Origin of the sequence: Picosynechococcus sp. PCC 11901, from assembly GCF_005577135.1 — a bacterium.
Classification (GTDB): domain Bacteria; phylum Cyanobacteriota; class Cyanobacteriia; order Cyanobacteriales; family MRBY01; genus MRBY01.
Genome location: NZ_CP040360.1, coordinates 3,015,264 through 3,041,146, shown reverse-complemented (window position 1 = coordinate 3,041,146; position 25,883 = coordinate 3,015,264). Strand labels below are relative to the sequence as shown.

Annotated in this window: 23 protein-coding genes; 20 read left to right on the top strand and 3 right to left on the bottom strand. The window is 51.7% G+C overall.

Annotation, left to right across the window (positions count from 1 at the left end; all coding sequences use genetic code 11):
• The first annotated feature begins 9 nt into the window (after positions 1-9).
• From FEK30_RS15670 to FEK30_RS15635, 8 genes are all read left to right on the top strand, one after another.
• A complete protein-coding gene (locus FEK30_RS15670; protein WP_138073691.1) occupies positions 10-615 on the top strand; it encodes an SH3 domain-containing protein in 606 nt (201 codons plus the stop codon).
• Between the two features lie 110 nt (positions 616-725).
• Entirely contained in the window at positions 726-1,892 is a 1,167-nt protein-coding gene (recF, locus tag FEK30_RS15665) for a DNA replication/repair protein RecF (protein ID WP_138073690.1), read from the top strand.
• A gap of 85 nt (positions 1,893-1,977) precedes the next feature.
• Positions 1,978-2,502: a hypothetical protein gene (locus tag FEK30_RS15660; protein WP_138073689.1), complete on the top strand. Its 525-nt coding sequence runs from the start codon at positions 1,978-1,980 to the stop codon at positions 2,500-2,502.
• A 29-nt stretch (positions 2,503-2,531) separates the two neighbouring features.
• The gene (gene hisS, locus FEK30_RS15655; protein WP_138073688.1) at positions 2,532-3,812 is read left to right on the top strand and encodes a histidine--tRNA ligase; all 1,281 of its coding nucleotides are present in this window, start codon (positions 2,532-2,534) and stop codon (positions 3,810-3,812) included.
• Between the two features lie 19 nt (positions 3,813-3,831).
• Positions 3,832-6,036, top strand: a complete 2,205-nt coding sequence (locus FEK30_RS15650) for a hypothetical protein (protein WP_138073687.1) — start codon at positions 3,832-3,834, stop codon at positions 6,034-6,036.
• 59 nt (positions 6,037-6,095) lie between these two features.
• A complete protein-coding gene (locus tag FEK30_RS15645; RefSeq protein WP_138073686.1) occupies positions 6,096-6,887 on the top strand; it encodes an AsmA family protein in 792 nt (263 codons plus the stop codon).
• 179 nt (positions 6,888-7,066) lie between these two features.
• Positions 7,067-8,587: a glycoside hydrolase family protein gene (locus tag FEK30_RS15640; RefSeq protein WP_138073685.1), complete on the top strand. Its 1,521-nt coding sequence runs from the start codon at positions 7,067-7,069 to the stop codon at positions 8,585-8,587.
• A 133-nt stretch (positions 8,588-8,720) separates the two neighbouring features.
• Entirely contained in the window at positions 8,721-10,616 is a 1,896-nt protein-coding gene (locus tag FEK30_RS15635) for an MASE1 domain-containing protein (RefSeq protein WP_138073684.1), read from the top strand.
• Positions 10,617-10,633: 17 nt separating this feature from the next.
• On the opposite strand, the gene FEK30_RS15630 is transcribed toward FEK30_RS15635, so the two are convergent.
• Positions 10,634-12,253, bottom strand: coding sequence for a dipeptide ABC transporter ATP-binding protein (locus FEK30_RS15630; protein WP_315862725.1), 1,620 nt, complete (start codon positions 12,251-12,253; stop codon positions 10,634-10,636).
• A 113-nt stretch (positions 12,254-12,366) separates the two neighbouring features.
• On the opposite strand from FEK30_RS15630, the gene FEK30_RS15625 reads away from it, so the two are divergent.
• The 5 genes from FEK30_RS15625 (at position 12,367) to FEK30_RS15605 (ending at position 17,293) form a co-directional block, all read left to right on the top strand.
• Entirely contained in the window at positions 12,367-13,368 is a 1,002-nt protein-coding gene (locus FEK30_RS15625) for a glycosyltransferase (RefSeq protein ID WP_223209933.1), read from the top strand.
• A 55-nt stretch (positions 13,369-13,423) separates the two neighbouring features.
• Entirely contained in the window at positions 13,424-14,758 is a 1,335-nt protein-coding gene (locus tag FEK30_RS15620) for a TrkH family potassium uptake protein (protein ID WP_138073682.1), read from the top strand.
• 166 nt (positions 14,759-14,924) lie between these two features.
• Positions 14,925-15,629 (top strand): potassium channel family protein, encoded by a 705-nt coding sequence (locus tag FEK30_RS15615; RefSeq protein ID WP_012307864.1) that lies wholly within the window; start codon positions 14,925-14,927, stop codon positions 15,627-15,629.
• 13 nt (positions 15,630-15,642) lie between these two features.
• Positions 15,643-16,317: a M15 family metallopeptidase gene (locus FEK30_RS15610; protein WP_138073834.1), complete on the top strand. Its 675-nt coding sequence runs from the start codon at positions 15,643-15,645 to the stop codon at positions 16,315-16,317.
• A gap of 22 nt (positions 16,318-16,339) precedes the next feature.
• Positions 16,340-17,293 (top strand): DUF6208 family protein, encoded by a 954-nt coding sequence (locus FEK30_RS15605; protein WP_138073681.1) that lies wholly within the window; start codon positions 16,340-16,342, stop codon positions 17,291-17,293.
• On the opposite strand, the gene ribE is transcribed toward FEK30_RS15605, so the two are convergent.
• Positions 17,288-17,971 (bottom strand): riboflavin synthase, encoded by a 684-nt coding sequence (ribE, locus tag FEK30_RS15600; protein WP_138073680.1) that lies wholly within the window; start codon positions 17,969-17,971, stop codon positions 17,288-17,290. The two genes, FEK30_RS15605 and ribE, sit on opposite strands and share 6 nt — an antisense overlap.
• A 161-nt stretch (positions 17,972-18,132) precedes the next feature.
• On the opposite strand from ribE, the gene FEK30_RS15595 reads away from it, so the two are divergent.
• From FEK30_RS15595 to bchI, 7 genes are all read left to right on the top strand, one after another.
• Entirely contained in the window at positions 18,133-18,639 is a 507-nt protein-coding gene (locus FEK30_RS15595; RefSeq protein WP_138073679.1) for a bifunctional nuclease family protein, read from the top strand.
• Positions 18,640-18,661: 22 nt separating this feature from the next.
• Positions 18,662-19,987 carry a recombinase family protein gene (locus FEK30_RS15590; RefSeq protein WP_138073678.1) on the top strand — a complete coding sequence of 442 codons (1,326 nt, stop codon included), beginning with the start codon at positions 18,662-18,664 and terminating at the stop codon, positions 19,985-19,987.
• Positions 19,988-20,028: 41 nt separating this feature from the next.
• A complete protein-coding gene (petP, locus tag FEK30_RS15585; protein WP_012307858.1) occupies positions 20,029-20,223 on the top strand; it encodes a cytochrome b6f subunit PetP in 195 nt (64 codons plus the stop codon).
• Between the two features lie 158 nt (positions 20,224-20,381).
• The gene (locus tag FEK30_RS15580; protein WP_030007329.1) at positions 20,382-20,777 is read left to right on the top strand and encodes a hypothetical protein; all 396 of its coding nucleotides are present in this window, start codon (positions 20,382-20,384) and stop codon (positions 20,775-20,777) included.
• Positions 20,778-21,050: 273 nt separating this feature from the next.
• Complete coding sequence (locus FEK30_RS15575; RefSeq protein ID WP_138073833.1) at positions 21,051-21,890, top strand: pentapeptide repeat-containing protein; 840 nt, start codon at positions 21,051-21,053, stop codon at positions 21,888-21,890.
• Positions 21,891-22,649: a DUF429 domain-containing protein gene (locus FEK30_RS15570; RefSeq protein ID WP_138073677.1), complete on the top strand. Its 759-nt coding sequence runs from the start codon at positions 21,891-21,893 to the stop codon at positions 22,647-22,649.
• 54 nt (positions 22,650-22,703) lie between these two features.
• The gene (bchI, locus tag FEK30_RS15565) at positions 22,704-23,786 is read left to right on the top strand and encodes a magnesium chelatase ATPase subunit I (RefSeq protein ID WP_012307853.1); all 1,083 of its coding nucleotides are present in this window, start codon (positions 22,704-22,706) and stop codon (positions 23,784-23,786) included.
• 67 nt (positions 23,787-23,853) lie between these two features.
• On the opposite strand, the gene uvrB is transcribed toward bchI, so the two are convergent.
• Positions 23,854-25,875 carry an excinuclease ABC subunit UvrB gene (uvrB, locus tag FEK30_RS15560; RefSeq protein ID WP_138073676.1) on the bottom strand — a complete coding sequence of 674 codons (2,022 nt, stop codon included), beginning with the start codon at positions 25,873-25,875 and terminating at the stop codon, positions 23,854-23,856.
• Positions 25,876-25,883 lie beyond the last annotated feature (8 nt).

Below are 25,883 nucleotides of genomic sequence, written 5' to 3'. Positions count from 1 at the left end.
AGAAAAAACATGGTGCGAGTCAAACCTTACCTATTTTGTTTGGCGATCGGGTGTTGGCTGGGTGCGACCCCAGGGGCGATCGCCAACCCGGAACCCGGTTGGGAACCCTGGCGACCCAACGAAACAGAAGACGACAACTGGTCGTTTAGTGCGGGGTTTTCTAATCTGGAACTGGGGGGCTACATGGACTATGAATATACCTGCACCCAAGCCGCTACAGCAGCAGGGCAAGAACCCGTTTTTGAATATCGCTTAAATAGTTTAGTGAAAGCCATTGGCACAGGTCAGGTGCAATATCGCTGCCTCGTCAATGATCAAGTCGTTGCCCAGCACACCAGTACAGCCACCTTAAATGATCAACCCTCTCGCGGTTGTTTGATCGTTCAGAGTGATTTGGGGACGGGTCTTAATGTTAGGCAGGAACCCACTGTCGCAGCGCCAGTTGTGGGATTTCTCAGCAACGGCAGTCAGATTATGGTGACAGGATCGCCCGCCTACCTCAGTGAAGACACCACCGGGCGAACTTGGCTTTATATTCCCTTTCAGCAGGATTACGCCTGGACGTCTGTCATGGCCGAAGCTGGCGGTCACATTAATTACCGTTTCTGTGATTAATCAGGCTCAATTTTTGGTTTGCGATTCCCCAGGCGATCGCCACTGCCTTAACCTGGGCATAACACGCTAAAATCAGGGTTCTGTTTCGGGACTTGGGCGACAGAAAAAGAATGTATTTGCAAACCTTGCACCTCCGTAATTTTCGCAACTACCAGCATCAGCACGTTGATTTTTCGGCCCAAAAAACCATCTTGATCGGCAACAACGCCCAGGGAAAGTCCAACCTCCTCGAAGCCGTCGAACTCCTGGCCAGCCTCAAGACCCACCGCACCAGCCGGGACGCCGACCTAGTGAAACAAGGGGAAGCCACCGCCCGCATCCAAGCCCAAATTCAGCGCGGCTATGGCACCGTTGACTTTGATCTGTTGCTCCGCAACCAGGGGGGACGCACCCTCAAGCTCAATGGCGAAACCCTCCGTCGCCAACTCGATGGTCTCGGTACCCTGAATGCCGTGGAATTTTCCTGCCTTGATTTAGACCTCGTGCGGGGTGGGCCTGACTGTCGTCGCCAATGGATTGATAATCTTTTGATCCAGTTAGAACCTGTCTATGCCCGGATTTTGCAGGAGTATCAACAGGTGCTGAAGCAACGCAATGCCCTCTTAAGAACGGCCAAAAAACTCCACCGGAACCAAGCGGCGATCCCCACTGATTTGACCCAACAGTTGACCCTCTGGGATCTGCAATTGGCAGCTACAGGTTCGCGGGTCACCAGAAGGCGATCGCGGGGGTTGCTCAGGCTGATGCCCCTGGCCCAAGCTTGGCACCGTGATATCAGTAGCCAAACCGAAACCTTAGAAATCACCTATTGTCCCAATATTCCCTGGCAACAGGATGACCCCCACCATGTGCAACAGGCCTGCCTCGACAAAATAGAACAACGCCGCCAAGCAGAACAACACCAGGGCAGCAGCATGGTTGGCCCCCACCGGGACGAAATCGAATTTTCCATTAATGGCACCCCCGCCCGCTTCTATGGCTCCCAGGGGCAGCAACGCACCTTGGTTTTAGCGCTCAAACTCGCCGAGCTGCAACTCATTGAGACGATCATCGGAGAACCGCCCCTGTTACTTTTAGATGATGTCCTGGCTGAGCTTGATCCCTCCCGCCAAAATCAACTGCTAGATACGATTCAAACCCGTTTCCAAACCCTGATTACAACCACTCACCTCAATTCCTTTGGGGCAGACTGGCTAAAGCATTCGCAAATTTTGACGGTAAACCAAGGCACCTTACAACCCTACGCCCGTCCCCTGTCGGAAACCTACGGCCCCTGAGGTAGATTGGCTCCCCACGACAGATGACAATCCTGGAATTCGATCATAATGTAAGGGTATTTGCTCTTTTTGGTGTGAGCTGACCATGATTGCCAATCCTTCTAGTTCTCCGAGCTTCGATAACGTTACGCCCCTACCCCAGAGTGGTGCTTCGGTACCCATTTCTGTTTATCAACAACTAGCCGAAAAACTCCGGGCCACCCAAGCGGAGATGACAGCCCTCCAGCAGGAAAATCAACAGTTGCGGGTGCATAACCGGAAGCTATATAACCAGGTGCATCAGGTGGTGCAATCTACAGAATGCCTCAAGGAAATGGTCAACCGCCATGATTTTGGCATTGAGCCACTGCCACCGGTTACCCCCCACCACCGTCCCCCACAGGAAAAGCCAACTGTGAATAATGTGGTCGCGGCTCTACCGACGCCAGAACCAGTACGGCAGTTTACGACGGTACTGCCGGAGCATTTTGAGAGTGGGACGGATTTTGATGCTGGGGTGAGTGCCTGGGTGCTCTTGGTAGCGGCGATCGCCATGATTTTGACAGCATTTGGGGCAGGATACATGGTAGTTTTACCTCTGCTGAACAATAACAACGCCCCATCCCGATAAGCTGGGATTGGTACTTTTTTCTAGACATAATGGCAACAATTCAAGCTTTACGAGGAACAAAGGATATTTTTGCGCCGGAGATCGCCTACTGGCAGAAGGTGGAGGCGGTGGTGCGCGATTGCCTCGGCCGGGCGATGTACCAGGAGATCCGCACGCCCATCTTTGAGCAGACCAGCTTGTTTGAGCGGGGGATCGGTGAGGCGACGGACGTGGTCAGTAAGGAAATGTATTCTTTCACAGACCGGGGCGATCGCCCAATTACCCTCCGACCTGAAGGGACAGCAGGGGCAGTCCGGGCCTATATTGAGCGGAAATTGTTTGCCCAGGGTGGTGTGCAGCGGCTGTGGTACACAGGGCCAATGTTTCGCTACGAAAGACCCCAGGCGGGCCGCCAACGGCAATTTCACCAGGTGGGGGTCGAGGTGCTTGGCAGTGCGGATCCCCGCGCCGATGTGGAAGTGATGGCGATCGCCACGGAAATTTTGCAGAAACTGGGCCTGAAAAATCTAAGTTTACAACTGAACTCGGTGGGCAATGGCGGCGATCGCCAACGGTATCGTGAAGCTCTGGTGAATTACTTACTCCCTTTTAAGGCGGATCTCGATGCCGATTCCCAGGAGCGGCTCGAGCGCAATCCCCTGCGCATTTTGGATAGTAAAGATCAAAAAACCCAGGAAATCGCCCAAAATGCCCCCAGTATCCTGGATTATCTGGGAGATGACTCAAAAAAACATTTCGACCAAGTGCAAGCCTCCCTTACGGCCCTGGGCATTGATTATGTGTTAAACCCTTGCCTTGTGCGGGGCCTAGACTACTACACCCACACCGCCTTTGAAATCCAATCCAGCGACCTCGGTGCCCAGGCCACGGTCTGTGGAGGCGGGCGTTATGATGGCCTCGTGGCGGAATTGGGTGGCCCCGAAACGCCAGCAGTGGGTTGGGCCATTGGTTTGGAGCGTTTGGTGATCCTGTTACAACAATTGGGAGAAGCCCCCGGCCCCCAACTTGATTTTTACCTCGTTTCCAAAGGAGAACAGGCCGAGGCCGCCGCTGTGATTTTGGCCCATAAGTTGCGTTTTGCGGGGTTCTCGGTGGAGCTTGATCTCAGTGGTAGTGCCTTTGGGAAGCAATTTAAACGGGCTGACCGTAGTGGGGCGATCGCCTGTTTGGTGCTCGGCGATGAAGAAGCCGCCAACCAGCAGGTACAACTCAAATGGCTCCAGACCAAGGCCCAAGAAACCCTGGCCCAAGCAGATCTGCTGGGAAATCTTGAGTCGTGGCGTCAAAAAATTCAGCAGGCAAAACATTAGAATCCCAGAGGAGGCGTCGATGGTGCACTGGCAATTTCTGCTACAAAAAAAAGGCGATCGCAATTGGGACATCCTCCAGACCGAGACCCTGAGCTTAGCGCCTGGGGAGTATCGTCTAGCTGCCCGGGGCGACGCCCAAGTAGAAATTCACTGTGAGATTTGCTTTCCCCAAGGGCAAAGATCGCAGCGCATAGATGTCACCACCGACCAGGGCTTATTTGCGATCATGCCCCTGCAACACCTCGGTGCTGGAAAATGGGTGATCATCTGCCGGAGCCTTGAGGTGACTAACCCCTGGGAAAAACGTCTCACGCTCCAGGTCACCCAGCCAACATTTAAGCCGTTGCCGCTGCCCCCAAACCCCAATGTCTTTTCCTTTGAAACAACGTTTTCCTTGGCAGACAGTCACCCAGAAACAGCAGATCAGTCTACCCAAAAAATAAGCGACGACATTCCCCCTCCACGGGAGGAAACAGCAGCAACACCCGTGATGAATTCTTTGGCCGACGCTGACCAAAGTGCAGCAAACCATGAAACGTTAGAAGAATTAGCCGGAGTAGATGAGGCTCCCACTCTGTTAGAAACGTCAAAAACATCCACACCCCCAGCATCCCCAGAACCAGACGAAGAGGAACACGCCACCGCCCTGCTAGAAAATTCCCTCACGGCATTGGATGAGCTGCTCAGGGAAGAATTAGAGCCGATTTGGGCAGAAATGGATCAAGTGGCCCAAGCTCAAATTGCCGCTGCACCACCCGCGCCGCCCACTTTGGATATTCCTCCGGCCCCACTCTCCTATCAGATCGTTCTGGCGCAGACCGTTTATCTCTGGGATAAAGCCCAGGCACCGGAACTCCGGGGAGACATTCAACCCAATCCCGCCGCTGGCGATCGCCAACCAATTTCTGAGCCTGGCACCCTAACGTTTACCCTCCGGGATCCCCAGACAGCCACAGTGGTAACCACCTTAACGGCGGCGATCGCCCTTGATGATTTTCCCTGTGCCTTTAGCCAAACCATTACCATCGATGGGTCTTTGACAACTCTGCTCCTGGTCGGAGAAATCACCCTACACACGGAGGCAGGGGCATTACTCGCCCAGCAAACCTTTAGCCTTATGGCAGATTATGGGGCGATCGCCAACCAACTCCAAGTAACCGCGCCCCCAAAACCAGATTCTCCAGCGCCAACTACGCCCACCCCCAAACCCCTCAAGCTTCCTACCCCTGAGGCCGTGGCTCCTAGTCCCCAGCCCCAAAGTCAGCAAACCCCGACCATTCTGCCCCCCAAGCTCAAAACCAAAGGTCAAAAGTCAACCACGGGCCTGCAATTGCCCAACTTCACTGCCAAGGCAACTGTGCCTGATGTTCCCCCGTCAGACCAAACTGAACCGACCGATGAAGCACCTGTAAGCTTCTCAGATCATGCCCTAAAAGCCTCAGAAGCTAATGACCCCCAGACAGCGGCGCCAAAGACGGACAAAGATACTGCTGCACAAGACTCTAATCCCCCTGCTGCCGAAGCCTCGGAAACGCCTCCGGCAGAGGATTTGGATTGGAATTCACGGTTTTTTACCCGGTTAAATGCCCTGGCCGTGGATGGAGAAGATGCCACCTGGTTAATGCCCGAACCGGAACCGCCGACAGTCCCCCCTGAAGCAACCCTAGAAGCAGAGAACCCACCACCGACACCATCGCCCCGCTTGGAAATTGTTGTTGATAGCCTCTGGGATGAACAACTTGAAGTCCAAAGCCCAGAAGAGGTACCGGAAGCTACCCCAGAAACGACGTCTGAATTCCCTGAGCCGGAAATGCCTTTCGCTCCAGAAACACAAACTGACCCACCACCATTACCGATTCCAGAACCCCAGCTGCACCTTGATAAAACGGCTTACCAGGTGGCAGATTTAGCCGTTGTTGAATTGAGTTTACCCGCCGGGGGCGATCGCCTCCATGGACAACTGTGGCTCCAGGATCGCCAAACGCGGGAACTTTTAGCCGGGCCATTTCAACTAATGACCTTTACCCCAGGCTCCGAAGGACGGCTCTATTGTCGCCAAGTGGTTTCGATTCCCCCCGGTGCTTTGGCGTTGAGGTTTGAGGCGATCGCCCTTGACCCCCACTCCCAACAAGAAAGCCGTAAAGTGAGCCAAGACTGTCAGGTGTTGCCAACCGCAGCCACAAACGGAGATTGGCCTGCCCTCGAATCTGGAGAATCTTGGTGATGTTACCCTTGGGCAAAGAATCGTTCTACTCGGTCTGTCTGGCATAACGGAGCATTTTGATGAAAAAACCCATCCTGATCATTGCGAGTTCAATTTTGGCCCTCGGTGTAGTGGGGGGTGGAGCTTTGCTAGCAACGGAAAACTGGTTAGGCCAGCGCCTGGAAACGGAACTCGAAAGCGAACTCACCGAGAGCACGGGCATTGAGGCGGCAGTGGGTCAGACCGAGGTGCAACTCCTCCAACGTCGGGTAATGTTTCATGATTTGGCCTTTGCGAACGTGCCGGGCTTTTCTGGGGAAAATCTATTGGTAATTCGTCACATCGAACTGCAAAACCCCCAACTGCAAGGCAAACCCCTCCAGGTGGCGATCGCCAACCTCGAAGGGGTCACGGTCAACATCGAAGGCGATCTAAATGACTTGCCGGATCCGCGCCTTGTGGGTGCCCTACCCAATGTCAACATCGCCCAATTGATCGAACAACTAGAGCCACAGATCCAAGCTTCCAGCACGGCCGATGGTCAACCCACCACGACATTTACGGTGGATCAACTAGCGGTGCAAAATATCCAGGTAAATTTAAACCTCACGGTGCCTTGGCAGGAGCAGGCGATCGCCCGGCAGATCACTGTACCGGATGTCAGCCTTACGGGGGTGACGAACCTCAACCTAGGCGACAAATTAGGCGAAAGCCTTGGGGCGGCCCTCACCGAAGAATTATCCTTGTTTTTCTTTGAAGAAATTTTGCCCGGTTCCTTTCAATATGCCCAGGAATCTTTACCCGGAAACCTAGACCTCTCTGGGTTTGAACTGCCGGACACCATCGAAATCCCATCCCCCCAGCGCCCCTAGCCTGACCTTGGGGAACAATTGTGGCGCGTTTGAATTCTTTGCGCTGCAACGGGGTCGTGTAGTCCCTGGAAATTTTGGCTATCCTTAAGACGGCAAACGGCGATCGCCACGATTCCGATTTCTAGTTATTTTGTCATTATTTCAAGTGTGAGTATTTTATGGATCAGCGGCCACCATCAATGGGAACTTGCCCCAGAAAAATTACCCAGGCCCGGCAGCAACCTTGGCGTCACCGTCTCCAGGCCTTTTGTCTCGCCCTTGGTTTGGGTGGCCTTTCCCTCGGTATCGATCCCCTCACCGCCCAGGCCCAAGTCAATAATCAACTAGACGAATATTGCCGCCTCAATGCTGGGGCGATCGCCGCGAAAGATCAACGGCGCGCCGCCGCTATCCAAGGTGATCGTAACGCCCAAGCCGAGTACCAAGCACTCCTACAACAACACAAAGATCAACTGCAGCGTTGCCGTCAAACCTACTGGCCACGGCACCAGGCCATGTGGCTCCGCGTCTATCCTTGCGACACAAAAGCCGGGATGATTGAGCGGATTCTCGACGACATTGTCAACAAAGGCTACGATCAGCTTTATCTCGAAGTCTTTGCCGATAGCCAGGCCCTGTTACCCAAAAACCAAAACAATACCCCCTGGCCGTCCCGCATCCAAACCCCCGGCCTCGAAAATCGCGATGTGATGGCTGAAATCATCGAGAAAGGTCGGGCGCGTGGTCTAGAGGTCTATGCTTGGCTATTTGGGATGAACTACGGCTATGTCTATGGAAATCGGGGCGATCGCCAAAGTGCCATGGCCCGGAATGGTTACGGTGAAACCAGCCTCGACTTTGTCCAAGATGGTGCCCAAGCCTTCGCAGATCCCTACAATGCGATCGCCCAGGCCGACTATAAAAATCTCGTCAATCAGATGCTCCAGCGGCAACCCGATGGCATTTTATTCGATTACATCCGCTACCCCCGGGGCACCGGTGCCCGCTCCGTGGCGGCTTCCGTGGCGGATCTGTGGATCTATAGCCCCGCCTCAGCCCAAGCCCTCTACGACCGCGCCGAAAATCGCCAGGGTCTAACCCTCATCGAAAAATATCTCCGCCAAGGCAACATTACCGTCGGGGATGTGGCGGCAGTTTTAGCCCAATACCCCGAAGAAGGCACGCCCCGGTGGCAGGGTCGAAAAATCCTGGGGGATGAAGCCGATCTAGACGTCAATGCTCTCCATCAACGCCTCGTAGCGGAACTTTGGTATCTCACCGTCAGCCATGCGGCCCAAGGGGTCGTGGATTTTGTGAATAGCGCCGCCGCTCAGGCCCAAAGTCGCAATATTCCTGCGGGGGCCGTATTTTTCCCGGGGGGTAATCAACCCGTGGGTCAACGGGGTTTTGATTCTCGCCTCCAACCTTGGGATAAATTTCCTGGTTCGATGGAGTGGCACCCCATGGCCTATGCTGTCTGTGGCAACAGCAGTTGCATTGTTGACGAAATTAATCGGGTGCGTCAGTTTGCGCCAGCGGGGACAAAGATTATTCCGGCCTTGGCGGGAGATTGGAACCGTGCCCAGGACAATCGCCCTTCCCTCAAGGATCAAATGGCCGCCATCAAAGCTAGCTTCCCGGACATTACCCAGGTGAGTCATTTTGCTTACTCTTGGCAGGAACCACAATTTGATAATGACCGCAAATTTTGTCGCGTCTAGAATACTGGGGGGATTGGCTCGGTGACGAGGTACTTAGAGATTCATTGCATAGGTGTCATGAACGATTCAAGCACACCCCACAATAGAATCTAGTCATCGGTAGCCAATTATTTTCCCTAATCTTTTCTCTGTGATGGTTTTGTCGTCATTATCTCGTTTGTCTTCCCGTTTTTTGATTCATCAACCGGAACCTTGGTGGAAGCACGTGGTCGTGGCGATCGCCTATTGTGTTACGGCCCTGTTTTCCCACAATTTTACGGTTTACCCAGAAACAGGTTCGACGCCCATTTGGATTCCGGGGGGGCTAGCAGTGGGCTTCCTGGTCGTGTGGGGGCTACCCATGTGGTGGGGGGTCTTGGGGGGCATTTTGGTCGCAGAGATCGTCATTTACCAAGCCTGGCTCAGTGTGCCTAATTTGTTGATGACCCTCGGCATTACGGCGATCGCCACCGCCGGAAAAGTCTTAGCGGCCTATTGGTTACAATGTCGCAACCAACACCGTTATTTTTTAGACCGACCGGAGACGACCCAAAATTTTATCCTCTACAGTTGCATTCTGAGCCACCTCCCCGTGGCGATCGCCTGTGCCCTTATCGTTTGCCTGGCCGGGAAAGCCCCTTGGTCGCTGTACCCAGAAATTGCTGGGACTTGGTTTCTCAGTGACAGCTTTGGCATTCTCATTTTTGCGCCTCTGATTATTGCCACCCAGCATGGCTACCGTGAATTTATCCATCACCTCAAAAAATATTGGTTAGCGGCCATCAGCATCGCCGCCCTGACCCTCGGCATTAGTCACCTGGTGATCAACGGCTACCACGGTGAATATCTCCTTGCCCCTCTCCTGGTGTGGACAACCTTTCAGTTTAAAGAAGTTGGCGCAACACTCCTGATGGTGATGATCGTTTTGATGGTGGCGATTAGCACCGTCCAGGGCTATGGCACCTTTGTGGGGGAGTCGCTGCGTAATTCCCTGCTGCTCTCGCAATTTTTTATTGCCTGCATTGGCCTGATGACGTTGATGTTGATTGCGGTACTAAACGAAAAAAAGCAAGCCAAAGCCGATCTCAAGGCAATGAATCAAACCCTTGCCAGCCAAAATCAACGCCTCGAAGAGCTGGCGACCCAGAAAGAATTAGCCCATCAGCAGCGGGAAAATCTCTTGGTTAAATATAATCAAGCCCTGAAACGACAACTAAACCTTATCCAAGCTAAACAAGCCGCAGAAATGGCGGCCCAGGAAAAGAGTGAATTTCTCGCCAACATGAGTCACGAGATTCGCACGCCCCTAAATGGGGTGATTGGTGTGGCCCAATTGCTACTGACTATGGATCTCAAGGATGATCAAGCAGAATTGGTCGCCATTATTGAAGACAGTGGTAAAACCCTACTGAATATCATCAACGATATCCTTGATTTTCTTCGGATTGAGTCGGGCAGCCTCCGCTTAGAAGCCCGTTGTTTTTCGTTTCAGGAACTGTTGAAATCTGTCTTCACCCTCCTGAAAGTACAGGCCGACCAAAAGGATATTGATTTGCAATATTGTGTGGCGGATTCGATTCCCAATATTTTGATGGGGGATGATTTACGGCTGCGGCAAATTCTGTTTAACCTTTTGGGTAATGCCCTCAAATTTACGGCAACGGGATCTGTGCAATTGGTGATCACAAGCCACACGGTGCCGTCCCTGAGCGATCCCCCAACGGAGGAACTGAGTTTTCAAATTTTAGATACGGGCATTGGCATTCATGTTGCCCAACTCAATCAACTATTTCAACCTTTTATCCAGGCTGATGCTTCCATTAGCCGTCGCTATGGGGGGAGTGGCTTGGGGTTGGCGATCGCCAAACGTCTGGTGAATCTCATGGGCGGCAAAATTTGGGTTGAGAGCAATGGTGAGCTGGCTGGTGATCCACCGCCAGACTGGTTTACTCCCGGTGAATTAGATCCCCAGAGTTATGGTGCTTCTTTTTACTTTACGTTTTTGAGCCATCCCGTCTCGGAGCTAGATGGTGCTCCCAACCCAAATTGAACGAGCGAGCGGGCTAATTACGCGGAGTGGAGTAGGGGAGCCGCGCCCAGGAGTTTTTGGGTGTAAGGGTGTTGGGGATGATTGAAAATATCGGCAGTCTGACCCAATTCAACGATTTTGCCCTGGTTCATCACCGCAATGCGATCGCACAAAAACTTCGCCACCCACAGATCATGGGTAATAAACAGATAGGTCAGATTAAACTCCGCTTTTAGGGCTTGCATCAAATCTAAAACCTGAGCCTGGATACTCGCATCGAGCATACTCACGGGTTCATCACAGATCACAAGGCGCGGCTCGGTAATCAAAGCCCTGGCAATGCCCACCCGTTGCTGTTGCCCCCCAGACAATTGCCGAGGATAGCGAGCGTAATACTCCTCAGCGGGCGTTAGACCGACCTTTTCCAGCATTTGCAATACCTTTTCTTTAACCGCTGGCTCCGTCGCTAACTGGTGAATATGGAGGGGATCACCGATATTTTCCCCCACGGTCATTAGGGGATTCAAAGAAGCATGGGGATCTTGAAAAATCATCTGGAGGTGCCGTCGCTCCGGTCGCATTTGTCCCACTGACAGTCGGTTTAATTCTTTCCCTGCAAATACGACTTTGCCCCCGGTAGGTTTGATCAGTTGCAAAATTGTCCGGGAGAGGGTGGATTTGCCGCAGCCGGATTCGCCGACAAGGCCCAAAATTTCCCCTGCATAGATGTCAAGGTTAATCCCATCGACAGCGCGGATCACCTGGGTTTTTTGGCCGGTGATCAGCCGTTGAAACAGGTTGCTCTCCAGGGTGTAATGTTGCTCTAAGTTTTCGAGGGAGAGGATCGGTTGTTTCTCTTGGTGAGGGGAAATTTCTTGATCGCTGTGGAGATGGAGGGCGGCTTCCAGGAGGGATTGGGTATAGGGATGCTGGGGGTCATTGAAGATTTGCTTGACGGGGCCAGTTTCGACAATTTGGCCTTGGTGCATCACGGCGATGTCTGTACAGTATTCGGCGACCATGGCGAGATCGTGGGAAATCAGCAACAAGCCCATCTCCCGTTCGGCGCAGAGACGGGTCAGTTCCTGGAGGATTTCGTTGGCAACGGTGACATCGAGGCTGGTGGTCGGTTCGTCGGCGATGATGAATTTTGGATCCAGCAGCAGGGCCAGGGCGATCGCCACCCGTTGACGCATCCCGCCGCTAAATTCGTGGGGATATTGATGCCAGCGGTTTTCGGGAATGCGCACAGCCGCCAGGGTTTCAATGGCTTTTTGTTTTGCGGTTTGGGCGCTGAGGTCGGGACGATGGCAGCGGAGGGTTTCGAGGCAGTGGTTGCCGATGGTCATCAGGGGATCCAGCCGGGTCATCGGGTCTTGGAAAATTAACCCCACCACTTCGCCTCGGTAATGGCGTAGGGCTTCGCCCTTGAGATCTAAGATGGGTTTTGCCTGAAAAGTGGCATTGCCAGTCACTTGGGAACCCCGTGGCAGCAGTTGCAACAGGGCGCGGCCAATGGTGGATTTACCGCAGCCGGATTCGCCCACGAGGCCGAGGCGATCGCCTTGATTCACTTGAAAAGACACCCCAGCAACGGCCCACTGTAAAGCTTGACCCTGGGCGGGATAGGCGATGTGTAGATCTTGAACCTGAAGCAGAGGAGGGGTCATGACGAACTTACCAAGGAACACTGACCCTCTGATTTTAAGGGGATTTCTGGCCCTGCCGAGTATTTTTCCAGATAAACAGTATATTTTTAGAGACTCTTCCAATGGCTACTATGCGATCGCTTTATTTCCTCGTCCCCGGTGTCAGTAAAAAATTTGCCAGCGGTGGCCTCTTTGCCGAAATCAAGACCTGTGAACTGGCCCAACAACTGCAATCCGCCCATTTAGTCACCTACCGAGAAAAATCCCCAGATCATCTTTATTTACCGGAACTGCTGCCCCAGGTGCAGCCCCAGGAAGCTATTTTTGTGATCAGTTGGGGCTTTGATATTCCGCGTCTGGTCAAACAACTGCGATCGCATCCGGTGGTTTACCATGCCCACAGCACCGGCTATGGGTTTAAGCTCCCCAGTCGCATTCCCATTTGGGCGGTGAGTCGCAATTCCCTAGGCTATTGGGGACAACGGGCACCGAATAATCCTTTGTTTTATCTACCCAATCAAATTTCCCCGGAGTTCGAGAACTGGCAGCAAGAACGGGATATTGATGTATTGGTGCAAACCCGTAAAACTTCTAGCTATGTGCTCCAGCAACTGGTGCCCTACCTCCAGCAACGATGTCGCGTAGAAGTGATAAATTCCTTCGTGCCAGACCTTGCGGCCCTCTTTAATCGCAGTAAAATTTATCTCTATGATTCTGCGGAATATTGGCTGAATAATGCGGTGAGTGAAGGCTTTGGTTTGCCACCCCTAGAGGCGATCGCCTGTGGTTGTCAGGTCTTTAGTAGCGTCAACGGTGCTTTAGCAGATTACTTAGATCCGGGCTTCAATTGTCAAAAAATCAGTACCTATTGTGTCGAATACGATGGCGATCGCCTTTTGGCCGCCCTCAACAATCCCCCAGCCGCCACCAATGCCCAAGCCCTCTTGCAGGAATACCGCACCAAAACGATTCTGCTCCGGTTTGCCACCATTCTCCAGGAGGTTAATCATTTCTTTGACTACCAAGGCCAATATCCAGGCAATATCCAACTCCAGCGACAAAATCCTCTCCTGGTGCGCCTCCGCTTGGCCCTCCGCCAACAACTTGCCCGGTGGCGCGCCTAATGCCATTTCATTTTTTTGATCTTTTATAAATGCTTTTTTGTAATTTTGATCGGCCATGACCATCGCCAGAACCATTTGCCTCGGCTTTCTCGGAGCTATTCTATTGGGTACGTTACTTTTGATGTTGCCTTTTTCCACCGCCTCCGGAGAATGGAATAGCCCCCTCATCGCCCTATTTACCTCGACTTCCGCCGTTTGTGTTACAGGATTAATCGTGGTGGATACAGGCACAGCCTTTTCCAACTTTGGTCAGGGAGTTATTCTCCTGTTGATCCAACTGGGGGGACTAGGCTACATGACCCTCTCGACATTTCTCATGCTGCTGCTGGGGCGTCGGTTTGACTTGGCTCAAAAATTTGCCATTAAAGAATCCTTTGACCAACCCTACAACCAAGGGACGCGCAACTTAATTCGTTCAATTATCGCCACGACCCTAATTGGGGAACTGACGGGGATTTTTCTCCTGTTTGGGCGGTTTAGTCGAGACTTTGATCCCGGTGAAGGGTTGTGGCTCGCAATTTTTCACAGCATCAGCGCTTGGAACAATGCGGGCTTTAGTTTGTTTGCGGACAGTTTAGTTGGCTATCAAGATTCCCTTTTGGTGAACGGGGCGATCTCTGGCTTGATCATTTTTGGTGGCATTGGTTATGAGGCGATCATCGAAATGTATCTGTGGTTGCGGCACCGTCTCCAGCGCAAAAGCCGACGCTTTACCTTTTCGTTGAATTTTGAAGTGGTCACCTCTACCACCTTCTGGCTCCTGGGCCTGGGGACTGTGGCTTTTTTGTTTGTGGAATGGGCCAATCCAACCACCTTTGCGGGGATGAGTTGGGGTGATAAGGCGATCGCCGCTTGGTTTCAATCGGTGACCACCCGCACCGCTGGGTTTAATAGCATTGACATCGGCAAGCTGAGTACCGCCGGACTGTTTATCACCATGGGTTTGATGTTTATTGGGGCGAGTCCCAGTGGCACCGGGGGCGGGATCAAAACAACCACCATTAATATCCTGGCGAATTGCACTAAATCCGTGCTCTATGGTCAAACCCGTGTCACTGTTTTTGACCGTGAAATTGCCCAGAGTATCGTTTTTAAGGCGATCGCCGTTGTTTTTGGTTCTGCCACCGTGATCACCATTGCCACGGCGATTATTTCCATCAGCAACCCTGAGATCGAATTGATTGCGATTTTGTTTGAGGTGATTTCGGCCTTTGCCACCGTTGGCCTGTCCACGGGGATTACTGCCAGCCTTTCTGCTGTCGGTCAACTGACCCTAATTGCCACCATGTACTGTGGTCGGGTCGGGGTACTCTTGCTGATGTCGGCCATCGTCGGGGAAATCACCCCACGCCGCATTAGCTATCCCGAAGAAAATTTATTGGTGGGTTGAGCCGCAGCACCTCGGCCAGAGGAATGTCCCAAGGCTTCACCAGCGCTTGAAATTCGAGTAGGATCATCGGTTAAGATGCGGCGATCGCCTCCACAGCATTTTGAACCTTTCGCAATCACATTAGCCACGAGTTAACAACCATTTGGGTTTTGGAGTAAAACAAACGGTGAATTTACGGAATTGGAATTTTCTCTTTCAGGGTTTTCGGCAGGAAGAAAGTCGTCAGTTTGCGGTCATTGGCCTGGGACGATTTGGTCGTGCCGTCTGCACAAAATTACACAACATGGGCTACGAAGTCCTCGGCACCGATATCAACCCGAAATTAGTCGCCCAGGTGGTTTCCGAAAAACTCGTCTCCCACGCAATGCAGTTGGATTCCACCGAGGTGATGGCCCTGCGTCAGGCGGGCATTTTTGAATTTGACACTGTCATTGTGGCGATTGGGAATTATCTCCAAGAAAGCATTGTCACGACCTTGAATGTGAAGGAAGGGGGCGTCGAACATGTGGTGGCTAAGGCCTCCTCGGAGGTACATGGCAAGCTCCTGAAACGGGTGGGGGCCGACCGCATTGTTTACCCAGAATATGAAGCTGGAGCCGCCCTCGCGATGACCCTCACAAAACCGTCAATCCTCGACCGCTTTGATATTGACGAAGAACACAGCATTGTCGAGATTAAAATCCCAGAGGCTTTCCATGATAAAACCCTAGCGGAACTGTCCCTACGGGCTAACTACGGGGTGAATGTGTTAGCAGTGGGCAATGAAGAGCATTTTGAAATTAACCCTGGGCCAGAGCATCGCCTGGATAAGTCGCTAATGATGATGGTGATTGGGACTAATGACGCGATCCATCGCCTACCGTTGTCCTAAGTTGCCCCGGCCCATGACCAAACCCTATCAACGGATCCCCATCGCAACAAGTGATGACCCCCTGGTGCCAATCCCCGCAGGTCTTTTTTCTTTGGTGACGCCCCACCCCTACATGGCTTTGGGGGCTGATTATGGGGGGCGATCGCCTTATTTTTTGCGCCGCCGAGTCCTCGACAAACTCATCCAAGCCCAGAATTTCTTACGGGCTGCCCATCCAGAATTCCAAATTCAAATCTTCGATGCCTACCGACCGATCCCGGTGCAGCAATTCATGGTGGACTACACTTTCACCCAGCTAAAAGGCGATCGCCCCTTAACTCCCCCCGAAACAGCCCAGATTTGGGAGCAGGTGTTGCAATTTTGGGCCGTGCCGAGCCGCGATCCAGCGACCCCACCGCCCCACAGTACCGGCGCGGCCCTGGATGTGCGTTTGGTAAACCGCGCTCAGGAACCTCTGCCGATGGGAGGAGAGATTGATGACATTGGCGATCGCTCCTACCCAGATTTTTATGCCGCCGCCACCACGCCCCCAGAGCAGCAGTACCATCACAATCGCCAACTGCTTAGGCAGGCCATGGAACAGGCAGGCTTCGTGATTCATCCCAACGAATGGTGGCACTTTTCCTATGGGGATCAGCTCTGGGCCTGGCAAACCCAAAGGGCGATCGCCCACTACGGTAGAATCTAGGACACAATTTTTCTGATAAATAATGGCGCGTAAACCCTGGTTAGAACTGCCCTTGGCAATCTTTTCCTTTGGCTTTTATAAAGTCAACAAATTCCTGATTGGGAATCTCTACACTTTGTATTTGGCGCTGAATAAAAAAAATGCAAAAGAATGGCGCATTATTGGAGAAAAATCCCTCCAAAAATTCCTCAGCTTACCCGTTTTAATGACCAAAGCGCCCCGCTGGAATACCCACGCCATTATCGGTACCCTGGGGCTACTTTCTGTCGAAAAAGAACTCACCATTAACCTCGAAACCATCCGTCAATCTACAGAAGCTTGGGTCGGTTGTATCTACGACTTTCCTGGTTATCGCACGGTGTTGAATTTCACGCAACTTACCGACGATCCCGGCCAAACAGAACTCAAGATCTCCTTAACCAAGGGCAAATATACCGTCGGTTTACGCTACTACCACCCCAAGGTGAATCCTCGCTTTCCGACAGTTAAAACAGACCTAGATCTAACCGTAGCGACCTTGGTTGTTTCGCCCCAAAATAACGACTTTTATCAAACCCTAGCCCAGAAAACAAACCCTTATTTTCGTCTGCTCCACTACTACATTTTTACGCTGTTTAAATTTCGGGATGTCTTACCCGCAGCTTTTGTCAAAGGAGAATTTCTGCCCGTTGGCGCCACCGATACCCAATTTTTCTACGGCGCTTTAGATACAGCAGAACGTTTAGAAATTACGATCCAATCACCTTGGCTGCAGACATTTGATTTTTATCTTACTTTCTATAACCGCGCCAGTTTTCCCCTGCATTGGCAAAAAATCACCGAGAATTTAACCTGTGATCCCCTGGGAGAAAAAGGCTACTATCTAATTCGGATGCGGCCCCGCACCCAAGCAGCCGAGGCACAATTACCGAGCGTTGTGGGCGAAGAAACCCAGGTTGCACCCCACCAGAAAAAACTGGCAATTCAGTCGTTATAAATAGCCATGTTCCTGGAGGAAGTCGAGGCCAATGTCCGGGGCTTTTTGCTCCCGTTGGTAACTGACAAATCGCTGAACATATTTCGCGAGGATATCCCCCTCTAGGTTCACCCAACTGCCCGGCTTGAGGTAGGCCAAATTCGTTTCGGCGTAGGTATGGGGGATCACTGCCACTTTGAACCACTGGCCCAGGCGATCGCATTCGGCCACCGTTAGACTAATGCCATTGACCGCAATGCTTCCCTTGGACACCAAACAAGGGGAAATATTCATGTCCCAGGTCGCTTGATAATCGGCGATCGCCGTAAACCACAATTCCCAGGCACGGGCAGTTTCGACAACCTTCTCTAAAGCGCCAATGGTATCCACATGGCCTGACACAAAATGACCACCGATCTTACTACCCACCCGCAAGGACGTTTCAATATTCACCCAATTGGAGCGGGCAACGGCATCACCGAGGATGGTGCGCTTGAGGGTTTCGGGGGAGGCCGTAGCAACAAATCCTTGTTCAGCAATGGTTTCGACGGTCAGGCAAACGCCATCTACGGCCACACTATCACCGAGGGCTAGATCCGACATCACTTGACTGGCCCCATGGCCCTGGATATCGATGGCAAAGCGATCGCCACCAAGGGCTTTAACGGTACCAAGGGCTTGAATCAATCCAGTAAACACAGGGCGTGATGCGATCGCAGTAAAAGGGCCATTCGATTGTAGCGGGAATTGACCGAAAATCAGGCCCAACATCCCCCCAGAATATCGAAGCTGTAGGATACTAGTTAGTAAGGGAATCAAATATTGCTCCCGTTGCCATCCCTACCCCGAGGCCCAGATCCATGATTGAAATGCACGTTGCTGGCATTGCCCTTGATGCCATTACTCGGAGCCCGATCATTCTCCTGAAGGATACCTCGGAACGGCGTGCCTTACCGATCTATATTGCCCAGGATCAAGCCCGCTCAATTATGAATGTCTTGGAGCAAAAAACACCGCCACGGCCCCTCACCCATGATCTTTTTGCGGATCTATTGGAAGCTTGGGATCTCACCCTCGATAAAATCATTATCCATGCCCTAGAAGAACACACTTTCTATGCGGTGCTTTGTACCTCCCAGGGGGAAGAAACCCAAGAAATTGACTGTCGCCCCAGTGATGCGATCGCCATTGCCCTACGCACCGAAAGTCCGATCTGGGTTGTGGAGGAAGTGATTTCTGAGGCTTCAATTCCCGTAGACCGAGATGCTGATGAAGAAGAACGACAAGCTTTTCGTGCCTTTGTCGATCAAATTAGCCCCGAAGATTTAATTCGCCACAGCCAATCCGCCAATCCAGAGGAAAGCTAAACCGAAGGAGGGTTCAAGGCGGATGACAATTTTTGTCTACAGCTACAGTGACCCACTCCTGGATGCCGCCCCAGAACCGGAACTATGGGGGGTCGAGGTTGATCGCATTTATAGCGATTGGGGGCAACGGCAACAGCTCACCCAGTTACTCACGGATCTCGACGCCGGTGATCGCCCTGATTATTTACTACTACGTCGCCTCGATGAATTGGGGGATAACCTCAGCGAGATTGGCGATCGCCTCCAGCACATCGAAAATTATGGTGTGGGGATTATCGCTACCGAGCAAGACTACCAAAGCGATCAACCGCTGGATCAAAAAGCCCTGGGCCAACTCTTTCAAACCATTGGCGATCGCCTCAGACAACAAAAAATTCAACGGGGCCACGCCAAAAACCGCCGCCAATTTCTGCCACCCCCAGGCAAAGCCCCCTACGGTTATAAACGGGGCCAAGACCGTTACCTCATCGACCGCAGTACCGCCCCCGTGGTGAAAGATTTTTGTGAACATTTTCTTCTCTTCGGTTCCCTGCGGGGGGCCGTGCGTCACCTAGAACAACGCTTTGGGAAAAAAATTGCCGTATCCACCGGGCGCAACTGGTTAAGCAATCCCGTCTACCGGGGGCAGCTCCATTACTGCGATGGGACAACCATTCCCAAAACCCACGCCGCAATCCTTACCGACAATGAAGCCGCCCAAATTGATCGCCTCCTGCGCCGTAATCGTCCCATCGCCCCCCGCAGTGCCAGTGCTCCCCGCTGTTTAGCCGGGCTGGTGCAATGTCAAACCTGTGGCAGTGCCCTCACCATCAGCCGTGTCAGTCGGCGTAATCATGCCAAGACCTATTTATACCTGCGTCCCCTCGCCTGCCCCCGCAAGCCCAAATGCCGGGCGATCGCCTACGAAAAAATTTTCCGGGCCACCGTACAAAGCATTTGTCAGGAGTTCCCCGCGATCGCCCAGCAATACCAAGGCCCCTCCCTAGATCAGCAACAGGGCCAGATTCAGCAGGAGATTCAACAAAAGGAAAGCCTCATTGCCGCCCTCCCGGATCTCACGGCCCAGGGCATTTTTGACCCAGAAACGGCTGCCCAACGCCGCTATGTGCTGCGTAGCGAAATTAGCCAACTGCAAACCCAATTAAACCAACTTCCCCCCGCTAACCTGGGGGCGATCGCCAAAACCATTACCCTCGAATCTTTTTGGTATGACCTATCCGAAGCCGAGCGACGCTTTTACCTGCGGGAATTTATCGAACAAATTCAACTCCACCGTACTAGCCGTGACGATTGGCAAATCCAGTTAAAATTCATTTTTTCGACCAGTTTCCGATACACTGATGAATGATTTAATTCAACTAAACCCTTATTAGTACAGCAATAATTGGCATGGAAATCGGGCAAAAAGTACAAATCTACCGTTTGCGGGATCGTGTTGGTAAAGATCTCGCCGATAAACTCGGTAAAGTAGGCACCATCACAGACTTTCGCGTCACCGACGGTAGCGGCATTGGGGCGATCGTGACCTTTGATGATAAAACCGCCACTTGGTTTTTTGGGGATGAACTGCGTCCTGCATCCTAGGACACATTTTTCTAACTGCCCAATTAGACCACCGAGGCGTCTCCCGTGGGGGGACGTTTTTTGTCGGTGCGCCAAAGCCAAAATTTCACCATAAACCGAGGGTAATTACCCTCACGCCTGAAACTTTTTTGCGGCACAATGGTCATCAAAGACGATCTATGCGCAACTCCATTGCCGATAAGCCCATGAAAAAACCTGCTCTACTAACTCTCATCTGTGGTTTTAGTGTCGCGATCGCCAGTGTGCCCTTCGCGCCGAGCCAAGCCCAAACTGCCAGCGATCTCGAAGGGAACTATCAACAAAGCGAAAATTCTTCCCTCTATGGCAACACAGATGGCTTCAATCCCTACGATTTGATCCACATGATGCGCTTAGGCAATAAGGATCCAGAACAATTCCGCGAGAGCACGAACTCCAACATTAACAACGCGGCTGCCGATTATCGCTCCCGACTACAGGAATATTGGCGTCAGAAAAAACAAGCCGAAACCTCTGCCGTTAATGGAACTCCGGAGGAAAGTTCGCTCATCACCCCCACAGAAACCTTCGAATAAAACCGACTTTTGTGGCCTCGGCCCATTTCCATTAGGTTCCCCATAGATCGATGCTTGATTACAACTCCGGATCGTCTGTGGGATTTTTATTGGGAAAATTTCATCTGACGATTATCGTTTCATTGCGGCGATCGCCAATCCCCAGACCACTAACTCTACAATGCAATAAAGCAGACTAAAGATTCATAAAACTCATAAAGTTCATATTCGCCATGTCTTGGGTCACAGCCTTGGCCCAGTCACAGTCTCAGGAGGAATACCATTTTGAAACGAATGGATGCGGGAGAATTATTAGAACGCTATGCGGCCGGAGAACGGGATTTCCGGGAAATAGACCTTGAAGGAGCGTTTTTGGGGGGCGGCAACTTTGATGGGATCAATCTGCGGGAAAGTCATTTGTCCCGGATTGTGTTCACGGGGGCATCCCTTAAACAGGCAAATTTTCGGGAGGCAGATCTTACCAATAGCAGTCTCCAAGCCAATCTCAGTGAAGCAAATTTAATTTCCTGCGACCTGACCGACGCGAATTTAACCACCGCCCAACTCACCTACGGGGGACTCCGGGCAGCCAATTTAACCAATGCTCAACTGGTCTCAGCGGATCTCAGTTGTGCCACCCTCAACGAAGCGATTTTGCGGGAAGCTAACCTGACCAATGCGACCTTAACGGATGCATTCATTGGGCGGGCGAACTTAACCCAGGCCAACCTAGAAGGAGCCAACCTTGCCAATGCGAACCTCACCAGCACGATTTTGATCGGCGCGAATTTAAAGGGAGCCAACCTTTCCCACGCAATTATGCACGGGGTCAATGCCACCGGGGCGATCGCCGACCACGCAGACTTTAGCCAGGCGAAACTCAATAGCGCCAACTTTACCAACGTTAAACTGCGCCAGGCGGTACTCCGGAAGGTGCAAATGGCCTGGACAACCATGCGGGGGGCGGATCTGAGTGAGGCTCAACTTTTCCGCAGTAAGCTTTATTGGTCAAATTTCACCAGTGCGAATCTAACCCGGGCCGTGCTGCTGGATGCAACGGTGGATCAAGTAAATTTCCACAACGCGATTTTTGATGGGACAATTCTCCCCGAAGGTCTTGATGTGGGTAATTAAGTGAAATTTCTGGGGGTTGATTTTGGTTGGACGTCTGGTGCCAGTGGTTTGTGTTGTCTAGAAATACAAGATCAGCAATTGGCGATCGCCCAGTTTGATCTGCTTCTTGATCCCGCCGAGATTGTCACTTGGGTTGATCAACTGCTCCCGAAAGAAACAATGGGCCTCGTTGCCGTTGATGCGCCGACAGTTATCCCCAATGAAACGGGAACACGCCTCCCGGATCGCCTCACCCACAAATATTTTGGGAAGTACCACGCGGGTTGTTATCCAGCCAATCTAAATCGTCCCTTTGCCCCCCGCACCACCCAATTGGGCTTGGATCTTGAAGCCTTAGGCTTTGGCCATGCCCCGGAAATTGACGCTCGAAAACCGGGCCGTTACCAGATTGAGGTATTTCCCCACCCGGCGATGGTGCGTCTATTTCAGCTAGAGCGAATTATCAAATACAAAAAAGGCAAGCTAGGCGATCGCCGCCAGGAATTATTACGTTTGGTGAGTCTGATTGAAACGGTATTGACGATTCTTACCCCGCAATTGACACTAAATCACCGCTGGGACGATCTCGTTCAACCGATCCCAACGGCCAAAGGCAGTGATCTCAAGGAAATCGAAGACCGCATCGATGCCTTAGTTTGTGCCTATGTGGGCGCCTACTGGTGGTACTGGGGCCAGGCGAAAAACCAAACCCTTGGCGATCGCCACTCCGGTTACATTATCGTCCCAGCACCTGTTACGATGGGTGATCAGCAATCATAAATTGTGAATTTTTAAGATAAAAAATTACGTTCCCTTACAAAAGTTTCTATTGATATGACAGTAACGGCTGAAGCTCCTCCCCAAGAAAAAGTAAAACGTCGTGTGGTGTTCCCCTTTACGGCGGTAATCGGCCAAGATGAAATGAAACTGGCCCTCAAACTCAACATCATCGACCCCAAAATCGGCGGCGTGATGATCATGGGCGATCGCGGTACCGGAAAATCCACCACCATCCGTGCTTTAGCCGATCTCCTGCCCGAAATCGAAGTGGTTGCCAACGATCCCTTTAACAGCGACCCCAAAAACCCCGAACTCATGGGCGATGAAGTGCGGCAAAAACTCGAAAACAACGAACCAATCGAGGTCGCCCGCAAAAAAGTACCGATGATTGACCTGCCCCTCGGCGCAACAGAAGACCGCGTTTGTGGCACCATCGACATCGAAAAAGCCCTCTCCGAAGGGGTAAAAGCCTTTGAACCGGGCCTGTTGGCAAAAGCAAACCGGGGTGTCCTCTATGTGGATGAAGTTAACCTCCTCGATGATCACCTGGTAGACGTCCTCCTCGACTCTGCTGCTGGCGGTTGGAATACCGTTGAACGGGAAGGGATTTCCATTCGTCACCCTGCCAGTTTTGTCCTTGTTGGTTCCGGCAACCCCGAAGAAGGAGAACTGCGGCCCCAACTTCTCGACCGTTTCGGGATGCACGCTGAGATCCGCACCGAACGCAATCCCGAACAGCGCGTTGAAATCGTTGAACGTCGTTCGGCCTTTGACCAAAATCCCACAGAGTTTCTGCAACAATACGACGCCGAGCAAAAAGCAGAACAGGAACGCCTCGTCCGCGCCCAGGAACTTTTACCCCAGGTCACCATTGATCGGGAACTAAAGGTGAAAATCTCCGAAGTTTGTTCCGAAGCGGATGTGGATGGTCTCCGGGGTGATATCGTCACCAACCGCGCCGCCAAAGCCCTCGCCGCCTATGAAGGCCGCACCGAAGTGACCGTGGATGATATTCGCCGGGTGGTTACCCTTTGTCTGCGACACCGTCTGCGGAAAGATCCCCTCGAATCAATTGATTCTGGCTACAAAGTCCAGAAAATTGTCGCCCGTGTCTTTGGTCTAGAAGAAGACGAGTAAACCATTTTTTGATTGCATAACATTACATCCTCAGGGCTGGAGAAATTCTCTCCAGCTTTTTTGTTTGCTAGTTATCGTGACTCCCTAAAAGTTGATGGCGGAGTTTTTTAATTTGATCGCGGAGTAGAGCGGCCTGTTCAAATTCGAGATTTTCGGCGGCTTCTTTCATTTGCTCTTCTAGCTGCTTAATCACATCGGGAATTTTTTCGAGGGGGACTTCCTCCATATGTTCAACAACTTGCTGTAATTGCTGGGTATTTAAGCGGCGGGAAATATCGAGAAAAGATAAAATTGCATTTTCATCCCGCTTTTTGATCGGTTGGGGAGTGATGTTGTGTTCTTTGTTGTAGGCGATTTGGATTTTGCGACGGCGTTCTGTTTCGGCGATCGCCTTTGCCATACTATCGGTGAGATTATCGGCGTAGAGGATCGCCTGACCCCGCACGTGGCGGGCTGCCCGACCAATGGTTTGGATTAAAGACCGTTCCGCCCGCAGGAACCCTTCCTTATCGGCATCCATAATCGCCACCAGGGAAACCTCCGGTAAATCTAGACCTTCTCGGAGTAAATTAACCCCAATTAAAACATCAAATTCACCTTTGCGGAGAGCCTGCAAAATTTCAATTCGTTCGATGGATTTAATCTCAGAATGGAGATATTGCACGGCTACCCCCTGGTCACTGAAATAATCCGTTAAATCCTCCGCCATTCGTTTCGTTAAAGTGGTAATTAAAACCCGTTCTTTTAATTTTTCCCGCTGACGAATTTCCCCTAACAAATCATCCACTTGTCCGTCGGTGGGGCGCACATCAATTTCTGGATCGACAACGCCTGTGGGACGAATGACTTGCTCAATAACCCGCGCTTCTGATTGCTCGATTTCCCAATTACCGGGGGTCGCAGAAACAAACACACATTGATTGACTTTTTGCCAAAATTCTTCAGACTTTAAAGGACGATTATCGGCGGCACTGGGTAACCGAAAGCCATGGTCAATTAAGACTTTTTTGCGGGCTTGATCACCGTTGTACATCCCCCGAATTTGCGGCACAGTGACATGGGATTCATCAACCACTAAAAGCCAATCTTCAGGGAAATAATCAATTAAACATTCGGGGGGCGATCCGGCTTCCCGTCCGGCTAAGAAACGGGAATAATTTTCGACTCCATTACAATAGCCAACTTCCTGTAAAAGTTCGAGATCATAACTCGTTCGCTGCTTTAAACGCTGGGCTTCGAGGAGTTTATTTTCTGCTTCTAAAACTGTGAGTTGACTATCTAATTCGGCTTTGATTTGTTCGCAGGCGATCGCCAACTGTTCTTGGGGCGTAACAAAGTGGCGGGCGGGATAAATATTAACCTGATCGAGGCTTTGTAAAATTTCACCCGTGACGGGATCAAGGAGGCGAATCGCATCAATTTCATCGCCGAAAAATTCGACGCGAATCACCCGATCTTCGTAGGCAGGGACAATTTCTAAAATGTCGCCCTTCACCCGAAAATTGCCGCGACTTAAATCGGTATCGTTGCGGTTATATTGCACGGTCACAAGTTGCCGCAGTACAGCCCGTTGATCCAGTTCTTCCCCCACTTTGAGAGACAGGGCCGCCTTTAAATATTCGCTCGGAATTCCTAAGCCGTAGATACAGCTAATGGAAGCCACCACAATCACATCCTTGCGTTCAAACAGCGATCGCGTGGCGGAGTGGCGCAACATATCAATTTCGTCATTGATCGAAGCGGTTTTTTCAATATAAGTATCGGTGACGGGAATGTAGGCTTCCGGTTGATAGTAGTCGTAATAACTGATGAAATATTCCACGGCGTTGTAGGGGAAAAATTGCCGTAACTCGTTACAAAGCTGGGCTGCGAGGGTTTTATTGTGCGCCAAAACGAGGGTGGGTTTCTGCATCTGGGCGATCACCGCCGCCATCGTAAAGGTTTTGCCTGTGCCCGTCGCCCCCAAGAGGGTCTGATATTTCGCTTGGGATGCTAAGGATTTGACCAGTTGGGCGATCGCCTGGGGTTGATCACCAGTAGGTTCAAAAGGGGCATGGAGACGAAACAAAACATTACTCCCGTTAGACATAACTTAAA

What these genes read in the sequence shown, in the direction of transcription:
- FEK30_RS15670 (WP_138073691.1), top strand. Translation starts at nt 10, where the DNA reads ATGGTGCGAGTCAAACCTTACCTATTTTGTTTGGCGATCGGGTGTTGG.
- uvrB (WP_138073676.1), bottom strand. Translation starts at nt 25,875, where the DNA reads ATGTCTAACGGGAGTAATGTTTTGTTTCGTCTCCATGCCCCTTTTGAA.
- FEK30_RS15575 (WP_138073833.1), top strand. Translation starts at nt 21,051, where the DNA reads ATGGATGCGGGAGAATTATTAGAACGCTATGCGGCCGGAGAACGGGAT.
- FEK30_RS15660 (WP_138073689.1), top strand. Translation starts at nt 1,978, where the DNA reads ATGATTGCCAATCCTTCTAGTTCTCCGAGCTTCGATAACGTTACGCCC.
- FEK30_RS15635 (WP_138073684.1), top strand. Translation starts at nt 8,721, where the DNA reads ATGGTTTTGTCGTCATTATCTCGTTTGTCTTCCCGTTTTTTGATTCAT.
- petP (WP_012307858.1), top strand. Translation starts at nt 20,029, where the DNA reads ATGGAAATCGGGCAAAAAGTACAAATCTACCGTTTGCGGGATCGTGTT.
- FEK30_RS15580 (WP_030007329.1), top strand. Translation starts at nt 20,382, where the DNA reads ATGCGCAACTCCATTGCCGATAAGCCCATGAAAAAACCTGCTCTACTA.
- FEK30_RS15605 (WP_138073681.1), top strand. Translation starts at nt 16,340, where the DNA reads ATGGCGCGTAAACCCTGGTTAGAACTGCCCTTGGCAATCTTTTCCTTT.
- FEK30_RS15595 (WP_138073679.1), top strand. Translation starts at nt 18,133, where the DNA reads ATGATTGAAATGCACGTTGCTGGCATTGCCCTTGATGCCATTACTCGG.
- FEK30_RS15610 (WP_138073834.1), top strand. Translation starts at nt 15,643, where the DNA reads ATGACCAAACCCTATCAACGGATCCCCATCGCAACAAGTGATGACCCC.
- FEK30_RS15645 (WP_138073686.1), top strand. Translation starts at nt 6,096, where the DNA reads ATGAAAAAACCCATCCTGATCATTGCGAGTTCAATTTTGGCCCTCGGT.
- bchI (WP_012307853.1), top strand. Translation starts at nt 22,704, where the DNA reads ATGACAGTAACGGCTGAAGCTCCTCCCCAAGAAAAAGTAAAACGTCGT.
- hisS (WP_138073688.1), top strand. Translation starts at nt 2,532, where the DNA reads ATGGCAACAATTCAAGCTTTACGAGGAACAAAGGATATTTTTGCGCCG.
- FEK30_RS15590 (WP_138073678.1), top strand. Translation starts at nt 18,662, where the DNA reads ATGACAATTTTTGTCTACAGCTACAGTGACCCACTCCTGGATGCCGCC.
- FEK30_RS15650 (WP_138073687.1), top strand. Translation starts at nt 3,832, where the DNA reads ATGGTGCACTGGCAATTTCTGCTACAAAAAAAAGGCGATCGCAATTGG.
- FEK30_RS15625 (WP_223209933.1), top strand. Translation starts at nt 12,367, where the DNA reads ATGGCTACTATGCGATCGCTTTATTTCCTCGTCCCCGGTGTCAGTAAA.
- recF (WP_138073690.1), top strand. Translation starts at nt 726, where the DNA reads ATGTATTTGCAAACCTTGCACCTCCGTAATTTTCGCAACTACCAGCAT.
- FEK30_RS15640 (WP_138073685.1), top strand. Translation starts at nt 7,067, where the DNA reads ATGGGAACTTGCCCCAGAAAAATTACCCAGGCCCGGCAGCAACCTTGG.
- FEK30_RS15620 (WP_138073682.1), top strand. Translation starts at nt 13,424, where the DNA reads ATGACCATCGCCAGAACCATTTGCCTCGGCTTTCTCGGAGCTATTCTA.